Below are 13,117 nucleotides of genomic sequence, written 5' to 3'. Positions count from 1 at the left end.
CAGCACACCACCGGCGGTTACCTGTTGTACGCGGCCATGACCCACGAGCGCGTGTTCGACTACCGCCCGGGTGAAATCTACTGGTGCACCGCCGACGTCGGCTGGGTCACCGGCCACAGTTACATCGTCTACGGCCCGCTGGCCAACGGCGCGACCACGTTGCTGTTCGAAGGCGTGCCGAACTATCCGGACATCACCCGGGTGTCGAAGATCGTCGACAAGCACAAGGTCAACATCCTCTACACCGCGCCGACGGCGATCCGCGCCATGATGGCTTCGGGCACCGCCGCCGTTGAAGGTGCTGACGGCAGCAGCCTGCGCCTGTTGGGTTCGGTGGGTGAGCCGATCAACCCGGAAGCCTGGGACTGGTACTACAAGAATGTCGGCAAGTCCCGCTGCCCGATCGTCGACACCTGGTGGCAGACCGAAACCGGCGGCAACATGATGAGCCCGCTACCGGGTGCTCATGCGCTCAAGCCAGGCTCGGCGGCGCGTCCGTTCTTCGGCGTGGTGCCGGCGCTGGTGGACAACCTGGGCAACATCGTCGAAGGCGAGGCCGAGGGCAACCTGGTGATTCTCGATTCGTGGCCAGGCCAGGCGCGGACGCTGTTTGGCGACCATGACCGTTTTGTTGATACTTACTTCAAGACCTTCCGTGGCATGTACTTCACCGGTGACGGCGCGCGTCGCGATGCCGATGGTTACTACTGGATCACCGGTCGCGTGGACGACGTGCTCAACGTGTCCGGCCACCGCATGGGCACCGCCGAGATCGAAAGCGCGATGGTCGCGCACCCGAAAGTCGCCGAAGCCGCTGTGGTCGGTGTGCCGCACGACATCAAGGGGCAAGGCATCTATGTCTACGTCACCCTTAAAAACGGTGAAGAGCCGAACGAGCAGCTGCGCCTGGAACTGAAAAACTGGGTGCGCAAGGAGATCGGCCCGATTGCTTCGCCGGATGTCATCCAGTGGGCGCCGGGGCTGCCGAAAACCCGTTCGGGCAAGATCATGCGGCGGATTCTGCGCAAGATTGCGACGGCTGAATATGATGGGTTGGGGGATATCTCCACCCTGGCTGATCCGAGTGTGGTGCAGCATTTGATTGATACGCACAAGACCATGAATGTCGCGTAAGCGGCGGATCTGAGTCATCAAAAGCCCCGTCAGGTGTTGAACCTGGCGGGGTTTTTGTTTTTGAAGATCAAAAGATCTTCAACCAATAATTATCGGCTTCCTCTGTGGGAGGTTTCCTACTGTTACCTACATTCTTTCAGGTTACTGAATGTGTAACCGCATCGCTTCAATGCGGGGCATTGGGAAACGCCGGGGCTCAAATCCGGGCCTGAAATGCCCCTCAAAAAATAAGCCATTACACTGCGCTTGCCGGATTAGAAGGGTTTGCCAATAATAGGCCCGCAATTTGCAATACAGATCGGTTCAATGTCTTTTGCTCCTGCATGATTTTGCAGGGCTGTCAACGCGCTAAAACGGCTTTCTCGGTGCTTCTGTAATTAGTTGTCGCATTGAAGAAATATCGGCCTCGGGCCTGTCGTTAGAATGCCGATCACTCGCTCGTCGTTGCCCGTGTTGAATTTAAACACTGGCTTCCCAGGACGCAGCACTGCTTTCCGGTTCCACTCACTCGCATATTGGGCTGTTGCTCACTCTGCCGTTTTAGCCCTTTACCGATGGAGTCCCAAGATGAAGAAACTCGTGCTGCTTGGCGCCCTGGCACTGTCCGTGCTGTCTCTGCCAACCTTCGCCGATGAAAAACCTCTGAAAATCGGTATCGAGGCGGCTTACCCTCCGTTCGCGTCGAAAGCGCCGGACGGCAGCATCGTTGGTTTCGACTACGACATCGGCAACGCTTTGTGCGAAGAGATGAAGACCAAGTGCGTTTGGGTCGAGCAAGAGTTCGACGGTCTGATCCCTGCGCTCAAGGTGCGCAAGATCGACGCCATCCTGTCGTCCATGTCGATCACTGAAGATCGCAAGAAGTCTGTGGACTTCACCAACAAGTACTACAACACCCCGGCTCGCCTGGTCATGAAGGCCGGCACTCAGGTCAGCGAAGGCCTGACCGAGCTCAAGGGCAAGAACATCGGCGTGCAGCGTGGTTCGATCCACGAGCGTTTCGCCCGCGAAGTCCTGGCCCCGCTGGGTGCCGAGATCAAGCCTTACGGTTCGCAGAACGAAATTTACCTCGACGTGGCCGCCGGCCGCCTCGACGGCACCGTGGCAGACGCTACGCTGCTGGATGACGGTTTCCTGAAAACCGACGCCGGTAAAGGTTTCGCCTTCGTCGGCCCTGCGTTCACCGACGTCAAATACTTCGGCGACGGTGTAGGTATCGCTGTGCGCAAGGGCGACAAGGCTGAGCTGGACAAGCTCAACGCAGCCATCGCGGCCATTCGCGAGAACGGCAAGTACAAGCAAATCCAGGACAAATACTTCGCCTTCGATATCTACGGCAAGTAACACGTCTCTGCGACAAGTCCGAAATGGCGCAAGCAACAGGATCTCTGAGGTTTGCGCCATTTTTTCATCCCAACTTTCGAGGACCTGAATCATGTTGAAAGGCTACGGGGCTGTCATCCTCGATGGCGCTTGGCTGACGCTTCAGCTCGCCTTGTCGTCCATGGCCATGGCCATCGTTCTGGGCCTGATCGGCGTGGCACTGCGTCTGTCGCCGGTGCGCTGGCTGGCCTGGCTGGGCGACCTGTATTCCACGGTGATCCGCGGTATTCCCGACCTGGTGCTGATCCTGCTGATTTTCTATGGCGGCCAGGACCTGCTCAACCGCGTCGCACCGCTACTCGGCTTTGACGAGTACATCGACCTGAACCCGTTGGCCGCCGGTATCGGCACCCTGGGCTTCATTTTCGGTGCGTACCTGTCGGAAACCTTCCGTGGGGCCTTCATGGCGATCCCCAAAGGTCAGGCCGAAGCCGGCATGGCCTACGGCATGAGCAGTTTCCAGGTGTTCTTCCGGGTGTTGGTGCCGCAGATGATTCGCCTGGCGATTCCCGGTTTCACCAACAACTGGCTGGTATTGACCAAGGCAACCGCGCTGATTTCGGTGGTGGGTCTGCAAGACATGATGTTCAAGGCCAAGCAGGCGGCCGATGCCACCCGCGAGCCTTTCACCTTCTTCCTCGCAGTGGCGGCGATGTACCTGGTGATCACCAGTGTGTCGTTGCTGGCATTGCGTCACCTTGAGAAGCGCTACTCGGTAGGCGTAAGGGCGGCTGATCTATGATCTTCGACTACAACGTCATTTGGCAGGCCTTGCCGCTGTACTTCGGCGGCCTGGTGACCACCCTCAAACTGCTCGCGCTGTCGCTGTTCTTCGGCTTGCTGTGCGCCTTGCCGCTGGGCTTGATGCGCGTCTCGAAGAACGCGGTCGTCAACATGTCGGCCTGGCTCTTCACCTACGTGATCCGCGGCACGCCGATGCTGGTGCAGCTGTTCTTGATCTACTACGGTCTGGCGCAGTTCGAAGCCGTACGTGAAAGCTTCCTCTGGCCGTGGCTGTCCAGCGCAACGTTCTGTGCGTGCCTGGCCTTCGCGATCAACACCAGCGCCTACACCGCCGAAATCATCGCCGGCAGCCTGCGCGCCACGCCGAACGGCGAGATCGAAGCGGCCAAGGCCATGGGCATGTCGCGGGTCAAGATGTACAAGCGCATCCTGCTGCCGTCGGCCCTGCGCCGCGCGCTGCCGCAGTACAGCAACGAAGTGATCATGATGCTGCAGACCACCAGTCTGGCGTCGATCGTGACTCTGATCGACATCACCGGTGCCGCGCGCACGGTCAACGCCCAGTTCTACCTGCCGTTCGAGGCGTACATCACCGCCGGCGTGTTCTACCTGTGCCTGACCTTCATCCTGGTGAAGCTGTTCAAGATGGCCGAGCGCCGCTGGCTGGGCTACCTGGCCCCGCGCAAGCACTGAATACCACTGACTGACTGTTTTTGTGAGAACCGACAGCATGTACAAACTTGAAGTCCAAGACCTGCATAAACGCTATGGCAGTCACGAAGTGCTCAAGGGCGTGTCCCTGAAAGCGGCAGCCGGCGATGTGATCAGCATCATCGGCTCCAGTGGCTCCGGCAAAAGTACTTTCCTGCGCTGCATCAACCTGCTGGAGCAGCCGCACGCGGGCAAGATCCTGCTCAACAACGAAGAGCTGAAGCTGGTGGCGAACAAGGACGGCGCGCTGAAGGCTGCCGACCCGAAGCAGCTGCAACGCATGCGTTCGCGCCTGTCGATGGTGTTCCAGCATTTCAACCTGTGGTCGCACATGACCGCGCTGGAAAACATCATGGAAGCGCCGGTGCATGTGCTGGGCATGTCCAAGGCTGAAGCACGCGAGAAAGCCGAGCACTACCTGAACAAGGTAGGCGTGGCCCATCGCAAGGATGCTTACCCTGGGCACATGTCCGGCGGCGAACAGCAGCGCGTGGCGATTGCCCGTGCGCTGGCGATGGAGCCGGAAGTGATGCTGTTCGACGAACCGACCTCGGCCCTCGACCCGGAGCTGGTTGGCGACGTGTTGAAGGTCATGCAGGCCCTGGCCCAGGAAGGCCGGACCATGGTCGTGGTGACCCACGAAATGGGCTTCGCCCGTGAAGTGTCGAACCAGTTGGTGTTCCTGCACAAAGGTGTGGTCGAAGAAAGCGGCAACCCGCGCGAAGTGCTGGTGAATCCGCAATCCGAACGTCTGCAGCAATTCCTCTCGGGTAGCCTTAAGTAATCGCTCCCGTTATGCACCAGATTAGGTCATGCTTCACGACCTAAAGGCCGACCCAGATCCCCTGTAGGAGCTGCCGAAGGCTGCGATCTTTTGACCTTGTTTTTTTGAAGATCAAAAGATCGCAGCCTCGTTTCACTCGACAGCTCCTACAGGGGCGCGGCAAGTCAGCTCCTACGTTTGATCTGTGTTGGTTCTGAGATTTGCGTTCGTTTACGGGCTAGCATTGGCCCATGCCTTCATCACTGTTCTTCGCTTCGGATCGCTCGCCCATGACTGCCCATCGAATTGGTTTCCTGATTTGGCCCAGCACTAAAGCACTGACGCTTGCGCTGGCTGAGGAGGCCTTGCGTGTTGCCCAGCGTGTGCATCCGGACGTGGTTTACGAACTGTCATTCCTGCAGGCCGAACCGCGGACCGAAGGCGAATGGCAGTTGCCGGGTGAAGCGTGGACCGGCAAGCTCGAAAATTTCCAGAAGCTGTTCCTGCTCGCCGACGAGCCACCGACCGCACTGGCGCCGGCGCTCAGCAGTGCGCTTAAACAACTGGTGCGTGCCGGCTGCGTGATCGGCGGTCTGTCGGCCGGTGTTTATCCGCTGGCGCAATTAGGCTTGCTCGACGGTTATCGCGCGGCCGTGCATTGGCGCTGGCAGGACGATTTCGCCGAGCGTTTTCCGAAGGTCATCGCCACCAGTCACCTGTTCGACTGGGATCGCGATCGCCTGACGGCGTGCGGCGGCCTGTCGGTGCTCGACTTGTTGCTGGCGGTGCTGGCCCGCGACCATGGTGCGGAACTGGCCGGTGCGGTCTCCGAGGAACTGGTGGTCGAGCGCATTCGCGAAGGCGGCGAACGCCAGCGTATTCCGTTGCAGAACCGCCTCGGTTCCAGCCATCCGAAGCTCACGCAAGCCGTGCTGCTCATGGAAGCCAATATCGAAGAGCCGCTGACCACCGACGAAATCGCCCAGCACGTGTGCGTCTCCCGTCGGCAACTGGAGCGCATCTTCAAGCAATACCTCAACCGTGTGCCGAGCCAGTACTACCTGGAACTGCGCCTGAACAAGGCCCGGCAGATGTTGATGCAAACCAGCAAGTCGATCATCCAGATCGGCCTGTCGTGTGGCTTCTCCTCGGGGCCGCATTTCTCCAGCGCCTACCGCAACTTCTTCGGTGCCACGCCGCGGGAAGATCGCAACCAGCGGCGCAGCAGCAGCCCGTTCGAATTGTCGTCAGTGCCGGCCGAACGTAGCTAGTTGGCTGTAGGAGCGAGGTGGGCGAGCAGTAGATTTTTATCAGCACCGGCTAACTGCCTATAAACCGCCGCGCCAGTTAAACTGCGCCTTTGCGACCCTATATGTCGCATTGCCGTAAACCCGGGAAAATCCGGGGTTTGCGCTATAAGAAGTTGTCGCTTGGCGGCAAGGCCGGGCTGAAAACTGTCCTTACAATCCTCACCAAGCTCGCCAGTTTCAGGCGAGTGTTTTCTCTTCAGGAGACTCCGATGTCCGTTGAGCACGCTGCGGTACAACGCGCCGATTTCGATCAGGTTATGGTTCCCAACTACGCGCCTGCCGCATTCATTCCTGTGCGTGGCGCCGGTTCCCGCGTTTGGGACCAGTCCGGTCGCGAGCTGATCGACTTCGCCGGCGGGATTGCCGTTAACGTATTGGGCCACGCGCATCCGGCGCTGGTCGGTGCCTTGACCGAGCAGGCGAACAAGCTGTGGCACGTGTCCAACGTGTTCACCAATGAGCCGGCCCTGCGCCTGGCACACAAGTTGGTCGACGCCACCTTTGCCGACCGCGCCTTCTTCTGCAACTCCGGCGCCGAAGCCAACGAGGCCGCCTTCAAGCTGGCCCGTCGTGTCGGTTTCGACCGTTTCGGCAGCGAGAAGTACGAAATCATCGCCGCGCTCAACAGTTTCCACGGCCGCACCCTGTTCACCGTGAACGTCGGTGGCCAGTCGAAGTACTCCGACGGTTTTGGTCCGAAAATCACCGGTATCACCCACGTGCCGTACAACGATCTGGCTGCGTTGAAAGCTGCCATTTCCGACAAGACTTGCGCCGTGGTGCTGGAGCCGATTCAGGGCGAAAGCGGTGTGATCCCGGCTGAACTGGAATACCTGCAAGGTGCCCGCGAACTCTGCACCGCGCACAACGCGCTGCTGATCTTCGACGAAGTGCAAACCGGCATGGGCCGTACCGGCCATCTGTTCGCCTACCAGCATTACGGCGTGATCCCGGACATCCTGACCAGCGCCAAGAGCCTGGGCGGTGGTTTCCCGATCGCGGCGATGCTGACCACCGACGACCTGGCCAAGCACCTGGTCGTCGGCACCCACGGCACCACTTACGGCGGCAACCCGCTGGCGTGTGCGGTCGCTGAAGCCGTGATCGACGTGATCAACACCCCTGAAGTACTGGCCGGCGTCAACGCCAAACACGACAAGTTCAAGGCGCGCCTTGAGCAGATCGGCGAGAAATACGGGCTGTTCACCAAGGTCCGCGGCATGGGCCTGTTGATCGGTTGCGTGCTGAGCGATGCCTGGAAAGGCAAGGCCAAGGACATCTTCAACGCCGCTGAGCAAGAAGGCCTGATGGTTCTGCAAGCCGGCCCGGACGTGGTGCGTTTCGCCCCAAGCCTGGTGGTGGAAGACGCCGATATCGATGCCGGTCTGGACCGCTTCGAGCGTGCCGCAGCAAAACTGACGCAAGCCTGATAGACCCTTCGACGCCTGACCTTTCAGGCGTCGAACCCAATTTTGCTGCCGGCCCCGCTTTTCTGTAGGAGCGAGCCTGCTCGCGATGGTGTGTCAGTCGACATCATTGTTGCTGATCCACCATCGCGAGCAGGCTCGCTCCTACAAGGGGCTGGCTTATTTTCCTCAAAGAGTTTTAGAAAAAGGAGTGACACCATGCTGGTGATGCGCCCCGCGCAAATGGCTGATCTGGGCGAGGTACAGCGTCTGGCTGCGGACAGCCCGATTGGTGTCACTTCCTTGCCGGATGACGTTGAACGCCTGAGCGACAAGATCGCGGCAAGCGAAGCCTCGTTCGCCGCCGAAGTGAGCTTCAATGGTGAGGAAAGCTATTTCTTCGTCCTTGAGGACTCCACTACCGGCAAGCTGGTCGGCTGTTCGGCAATCGTTGCTTCCGCCGGTTATTCCGAGCCGTTCTACAGCTTCCGCAACGAAACCTTCGTGCACGCTTCGCGCGAGCTGAAGATTCACAACAAGATCCACGTGCTCTCGCAGTGCCACGACCTGACCGGCAACAGTTTGCTGACCAGCTTCTACGTGCAGCGCGATCTGGTGGGTTCGCCGTGGTCGGAGCTCAACTCCCGTGGCCGTTTGCTGTTCGTGGCCAGCCATCCGGAGCGTTTTGCCGATTCCGTGGTGACCGAGATCGTCGGTTACAGCGATGAAAACGGCGACTCGCCATTCTGGGATGCCATCGGGCGAAACTTTTTCGACCTCAACTACGCTGAAGCCGAGCGTCTGTGCGGCCTGAAGAGCCGGACGTTCCTCGCCGAACTGATGCCGCATTACCCGATCTACGTGCCCCTGCTGCCGGACTCCGCTCAAGAAGCCATGGGCCAGGTACACCCGCGGGCGCAGATCACCTTCGACATCCTGATGCGCGAAGGCTTCGAAACCGATCACTACATCGATATCTTCGACGGCGGCCCGACGCTGCATGCCCGTGTCTCGGGGATCCGTTCGATCGCCCAGAGCCGTGTGGTGCCGGTGAAGATCGGCGAGCCGGTCAAAGGCGTCGGTCGCCAGTATCTGGTTGCCAATGCCCAGTTGCAGGACTACCGCGCGGTCATGCTCGAGCTTGACTACGCACCGGGTAAACCGGTGACCCTGGACCTGGAAGCAGCCGAAGCCCTGGGCGTCGGCGAGGGTGCCAGCGTACGCCTGGTGGCGGTTTAACGTCGCAATTGATGCCTAGAAAGCAGCGAAGTTTCACGGGTGGCGCAAGCGGCCCGTTTGAGGAGATAGCATGATCGTTCGTCCCGTACGCAGCAGCGATTTACCCGCTCTGATCGACCTGGCCCGCAGCACCGGCACCGGCCTGACCACCTTGCCGGCCAACGAAGAGCGGCTGGCCCATCGGGTCGGCTGGGCCGAGAAGACCTTTCGCGGCGAAGCCGGGCGGGGCGACGCGGACTACCTGTTCGTGCTCGAAGACGACGACGCTCGCGTGGTGGGCATTTCCGCCATTGCCGGCGCCGTTGGCTTGCGTGAGCCTTGGTACAACTTCCGGGTCGGTCTGACGGTCAGCGCTTCGCAAGAGCTGAACATCTATCGTGAAATCCCGACGCTGTTCCTGGCCAACGACCTGACCGGCAACTCCGAGCTGTGCTCGCTGTTCCTGCACGCCGATTACCGCAGTGGCCTCAACGGTCGCATGCTGTCCAAGGCGCGGATGCTGTTCATCGCCGAGTTCCCGCAACTGTTCGGCAACAAGATCATTGCCGAAATGCGCGGTGTTTCCGACGAGGCCGGGCGCTCGCCGTTCTGGGAAAGCCTGGGCCGGCACTTCTTCAAGATGGAGTTCAGCCAGGCTGACTACCTGACCGGCGTCGGCAACAAGGCGTTCATTGCCGAACTGATGCCGAAATTTCCGCTGTACACCTGCTTCCTGTCGCCGGATGCGCGCAACGTGATCGGTCAGGTGCACCCGGACACCGAGCCGGCGCTGGCCATGCTCAAGAGCGAAGGTTTCAGCTACCAGGGCTACGTCGACATTTTCGACGCCGGCCCGGCCATCGAGTGCGAAACCGCCAAGATCCGCGCCGTGCGTGACAGCCAGGCGCTGGTGCTGGCCGTCGGCACACCGGGTGACGACGCCACGCCATTCATCATTCACAACCGCAAGCGCGAGGACTGCCGGATCACTGCTGCGCCGGCACGTCTGGCCGCCGGCACCTTGGTGGTCGATCCGCAGACCGCCAAACGTCTTCAACTCAACGCTGGCGATCAAGTGCGCGCCGTGGCGTTGTCCGCAGCTCGGGAGTCGAAATAATGAAGTCGCTTTACATCGCAGGTGAATGGCTGGCAGGTGGGGGCGAAGCCTTCGAGTCGCTGAACCCGGTGACCCAGCAGGTGCTGTGGTCCGGCACCGGTGCCACCGCCGCTCAGGTTGAGTCGGCTGTGCAAGCGGCGCGTCAGGCGTTCCCGGGCTGGGCGCGGCGTACCCTGGAAGAGCGTATTTCGGTGCTGGAAGCCTTTGCCGCTGCGCTGAAGACTCACGCGGACGAACTGGCTCATACCATCGGTGAAGAAACCGGCAAACCCCTGTGGGAAGCGGCGACTGAAGTCACCAGCATGGTCAACAAGATTGCCATCTCGGTGCAGAGCTACCGCGAACGTACCGGCGAGAAGAGCGGCCCGCTGGGCGACGCCACCGCTGTGCTGCGCCACAAACCACACGGTGTGGTGGCAGTGTTCGGTCCTTACAACTTCCCGGGTCACCTGCCGAATGGCCACATCGTGCCGGCACTGCTGGCCGGTAACAGCGTGCTGTTCAAGCCAAGCGAACTGACACCGAAAGTCGCCGAGTTGACGGTCAAGTGCTGGATCGAGGCCGGTCTGCCGGCCGGCGTATTGAATTTGCTGCAAGGCGCTCGCGAAACCGGTATCGCCCTGGCGGCGAACCCGGGCATCGACGGCCTGTTCTTCACCGGCTCCAGCCGCACCGGCAATCACCTGCACCAGCAATTCGCCGGTCGTCCGGACAAGATCCTGGCGCTGGAAATGGGCGGTAACAACCCGCTGGTGGTCGATCAGGTCGCGGACCTTGATGCCGCGGTGTACACCATTATTCAGTCGGCGTTCATCTCCGCCGGCCAGCGCTGCACCTGCGCCCGGCGCTTGCTGGTGCCACAAGGTGCCTGGGGCGACTCGCTGCTGGCGCGCCTGGTGGCGGTCAGCGCGACCATCGAAGTCGGTGCCTTCGATCAGCAACCGGCGCCGTTCATGGGCTCGGTGGTTTCCCTTGGCGCGGCAAAAGCGTTGATGAATGCCCAGCAACACCTGCTGGCCAATGGCGCTGTGGCGCTGTTGGACATGACGCAGCCTCAGGCTCAATCGGCCTTGCTGACCCCGGGCATTCTGGATGTGACCGCTGTCGCCGATCGACCTGACGAAGAGCTGTTCGGCCCGTTGCTGCAAGTGATCCGCTACGCTGATTTTGAAGCGGCGATCGTTGAAGCCAACGACACCGCCTACGGTCTGGCCGCTGGTCTGCTGTCGGACTCCGAAGCGCGTTACCAGCAATTCTGGCTGGAAAGCCGTGCCGGTATCGTCAACTGGAACAAACAACTGACCGGTGCCGCGAGCAGTGCACCGTTCGGCGGCGTCGGCGCCTCGGGCAACCATCGCGCCAGTGCCTATTACGCGGCGGATTACTGCGCGTACCCGGTGGCCTCGCTGGAAACGCCGAGCCTGGTGATGCCTGCCGCTCTCACGCCTGGCGTGAAAATGGCGTGATGCCCATCGCCAGCAGGCTGGCTCCCACAGGTTCGGTGGTGTTCACACATTTTGTGTACGACACAACCCCTGTAGGAGCCAGCCTGCTGGCGATGGCCGCGCCGCGGTCTTACTGAATAGTTACTTGAAGCCTATAACAACAGATTCTCGTGGAGCCTCGCTGATGAAATCCTATGAAGTCAATTTTGACGGTCTAGTGGGGCCGACCCATAACTACGGCGGCCTGTCCTACGGCAACGTCGCGTCCCAGAGCAACAGCCAGCAGTCTTCCAACCCCAAGGAAGCGGCGCTGCAAGGCCTGGCAAAAATGAAAGCGCTGATGGAAATGGGTTTCCAGCAAGGCGTGCTGGCACCGCAAGAGCGCCCGGATGTGGCCGCATTGCGTCGCCTGGGTTTTGGCGGCACCGATGCTGAAGTGATCGAGCGCGCTGCCAAAGACGCGATGCCGCTGCTGGTGGCCAGTTGCTCGGCCTCGAGCATGTGGGTGGCCAACGCCGCCACGGTCAGTCCGAGCGCCGACACTGCTGATGGCCGCGTGCATTTCACCGCCGCCAACCTCAACTGCAAATATCACCGCAGCATCGAACACCCGACCACCAGCCGCGTGCTGGGGGCGATGTTCGCTGACCAGAAACACTTTGCCCACCACGCTGCCTTGCCGGCCGTGGCGCAGTTCGGTGACGAAGGCGCGGCCAACCACACGCGTTTCTGCCGTGAATACGGCGAAGCCGGTGTCGAGTTCTTCGTGTTCGGCCGCAGCGCGTTCGACACCCGCTACCCGGCACCGCAGAAGTACCCGGCGCGCCAGACCCTCGAAGCATCCCAGGCCGTTGCCCGTTTGCACGGCTTGAGCGATGACGGCGTGGTCTATGCCCAGCAGAACCCGTCGGTGATCGATCAGGGTGTGTTCCACAACGACGTGATTGCGGTCGGTAACGGCGAAGTGCTGTTCTACCATGAGGACGCGTTCCTCGAGACCGAGCAGATGCTTGCGGAGTTGCAGAGCAAACTCGCCAAAGTCGGTGGGAAATTTCAGTCTGTCTGTGTTCCGCGTTCCGCGGTCAGCGTGGAAGACGCGGTTCGTTCCTACCTGTTCAATAGCCAACTGCTGTCGCGTCCTGACGGCTCCATGCTATTGATCGTGCCGGAAGAATGCCGTGGCAACGAGCGTGTCTGGCAATACTTGCAGGGTTTGACCAGCTCCGGCGGCCTGATCCGCGAAGTGAAAGTCTTCGATCTCAAGCAGAGCATGCAGAACGGCGGTGGCCCGGCTTGCCTGCGGTTGCGCGTCGCACTCAACGAAACCGAGCTGGCGGCCGTCAATCAAGGGGTTATCATGACGGCGCCGCTGTACGGCACACTGACCGAATGGGTCGAGAAGCACTACCGCGACCGCATGACCGAAAACGATCTGGCGGACCCGCAATTGTTGCTTGAGTGCCGGACGGCACTGGATGAACTGACGCAAATCCTTAAACTGGGCGCGGTTTATCCATTCCAGATCAATTGATCGACGGCGCGCCGCCTTCTACGGCAGCGCGCTGCTTCATCTCAAACGAGAGCGTAAAGATATGAGCGATACCCTGCAGCTGATCCTTGAAGACACCGACGGCACGCAACTGGAGACTTCCTGCACCCGCGTCGCGGTCATGTGGCAAGGCAAAGAGCTGTGGATCCAGCAGGACGGCCGCGGCCAGTTGCTGATCGGTGTGGACGTCGAAGAAGGCGATGCCGAGTACGCCAACCTGCTGCTGCGCCCTTTGGCGACTAATCTGGTAAGTCTGCAACTGGAGATGGAACCTGCCGACCTCACCGACGAGGAACATGTTCACGGCCCGGATTGCAACCACGATCACTAAGGAAAC

General features: G+C 60.6%; 12 protein-coding genes. All 12 read left to right on the top strand.

The annotated features are described in order from the left end of the window. The coding region (locus tag AC1DKH_RS28710) for an acetate--CoA ligase (RefSeq protein ID WP_477800026.1) at positions 1–1,134 on the top strand (1,134 nt) is incomplete at its 5' end. A gap of 567 nt (positions 1,135–1,701) precedes the next feature. After that, complete coding sequence (locus AC1DKH_RS28705; RefSeq protein WP_477755901.1) at positions 1,702–2,478, top strand: ABC transporter substrate-binding protein; 777 nt, start codon at positions 1,702–1,704, stop codon at positions 2,476–2,478. A 91-nt stretch (positions 2,479–2,569) separates the two neighbouring features. Further along, positions 2,570–3,259: an ABC transporter permease gene (locus AC1DKH_RS28700; protein WP_015096506.1), complete on the top strand. Its 690-nt coding sequence runs from the start codon at positions 2,570–2,572 to the stop codon at positions 3,257–3,259. Continuing rightward, positions 3,256–3,954 (top strand): ABC transporter permease, encoded by a 699-nt coding sequence (locus AC1DKH_RS28695; RefSeq protein ID WP_477800025.1) that lies wholly within the window; start codon positions 3,256–3,258, stop codon positions 3,952–3,954. The genes AC1DKH_RS28700 and AC1DKH_RS28695 overlap by 4 nt, the downstream gene beginning before the upstream one ends. Before the next feature lie 37 nt (positions 3,955–3,991). Then, on the top strand, positions 3,992–4,756 hold the full coding sequence (locus AC1DKH_RS28690; protein WP_046042317.1) for an ABC transporter ATP-binding protein: 765 nt from the start codon (positions 3,992–3,994) through the stop codon (positions 4,754–4,756). 269 nt (positions 4,757–5,025) lie between these two features. Continuing rightward, complete coding sequence (argR, locus tag AC1DKH_RS28685) at positions 5,026–6,006, top strand: transcriptional regulator ArgR (protein ID WP_477755903.1); 981 nt, start codon at positions 5,026–5,028, stop codon at positions 6,004–6,006. 248 nt (positions 6,007–6,254) lie between these two features. Further along, positions 6,255–7,475 (top strand): aspartate aminotransferase family protein, encoded by a 1,221-nt coding sequence (locus AC1DKH_RS28680; RefSeq protein ID WP_150757856.1) that lies wholly within the window; start codon positions 6,255–6,257, stop codon positions 7,473–7,475. Positions 7,476–7,670: 195 nt separating this feature from the next. Then, complete coding sequence (gene aruF, locus AC1DKH_RS28675) at positions 7,671–8,690, top strand: arginine/ornithine succinyltransferase subunit alpha (protein WP_110658821.1); 1,020 nt, start codon at positions 7,671–7,673, stop codon at positions 8,688–8,690. Positions 8,691–8,760: 70 nt separating this feature from the next. Then, positions 8,761–9,786 (top strand): arginine N-succinyltransferase, encoded by a 1,026-nt coding sequence (gene astA, locus AC1DKH_RS28670; RefSeq protein ID WP_477752854.1) that lies wholly within the window; start codon positions 8,761–8,763, stop codon positions 9,784–9,786. Then, complete coding sequence (gene astD, locus AC1DKH_RS28665) at positions 9,783–11,252, top strand: succinylglutamate-semialdehyde dehydrogenase (protein WP_477800028.1); 1,470 nt, start codon at positions 9,783–9,785, stop codon at positions 11,250–11,252. Before astA ends, astD begins: the two co-directional genes overlap by 4 nt. 163 nt (positions 11,253–11,415) lie before the next feature. Beyond that, complete coding sequence (gene astB, locus AC1DKH_RS28660) at positions 11,416–12,762, top strand: N-succinylarginine dihydrolase (protein ID WP_477752853.1); 1,347 nt, start codon at positions 11,416–11,418, stop codon at positions 12,760–12,762. Positions 12,763–12,823: 61 nt separating this feature from the next. Beyond that, a complete protein-coding gene (locus AC1DKH_RS28655; RefSeq protein ID WP_108215213.1) occupies positions 12,824–13,111 on the top strand; it encodes a topoisomerase II in 288 nt (95 codons plus the stop codon). Positions 13,112–13,117 lie beyond the last annotated feature (6 nt).

This window comes from Pseudomonas sp. 05L36 (assembly GCF_056398125.1).
The sequence above is the reverse complement of the archived record's forward strand: the minus strand, read 5'-3'. Positions and strand labels throughout refer to the sequence as shown.

Excerpts from the sequence above, each read along its gene's own strand:
- AC1DKH_RS28705 (WP_477755901.1), top strand. The coding sequence starts at position 1,702 with ATGAAGAAACTCGTGCTGCTTGGCGCCCTGGCACTGTCCGTGCTGTCT.
- AC1DKH_RS28700 (WP_015096506.1), top strand. The coding sequence starts at position 2,570 with ATGTTGAAAGGCTACGGGGCTGTCATCCTCGATGGCGCTTGGCTGACG.
- AC1DKH_RS28695 (WP_477800025.1), top strand. The coding sequence starts at position 3,256 with ATGATCTTCGACTACAACGTCATTTGGCAGGCCTTGCCGCTGTACTTC.
- AC1DKH_RS28690 (WP_046042317.1), top strand. The coding sequence starts at position 3,992 with ATGTACAAACTTGAAGTCCAAGACCTGCATAAACGCTATGGCAGTCAC.
- argR (WP_477755903.1), top strand. The coding sequence starts at position 5,026 with ATGACTGCCCATCGAATTGGTTTCCTGATTTGGCCCAGCACTAAAGCA.
- AC1DKH_RS28680 (WP_150757856.1), top strand. The coding sequence starts at position 6,255 with ATGTCCGTTGAGCACGCTGCGGTACAACGCGCCGATTTCGATCAGGTT.
- aruF (WP_110658821.1), top strand. The coding sequence starts at position 7,671 with ATGCTGGTGATGCGCCCCGCGCAAATGGCTGATCTGGGCGAGGTACAG.
- astA (WP_477752854.1), top strand. The coding sequence starts at position 8,761 with ATGATCGTTCGTCCCGTACGCAGCAGCGATTTACCCGCTCTGATCGAC.
- astB (WP_477752853.1), top strand. The coding sequence starts at position 11,416 with ATGAAATCCTATGAAGTCAATTTTGACGGTCTAGTGGGGCCGACCCAT.
- AC1DKH_RS28655 (WP_108215213.1), top strand. The coding sequence starts at position 12,824 with ATGAGCGATACCCTGCAGCTGATCCTTGAAGACACCGACGGCACGCAA.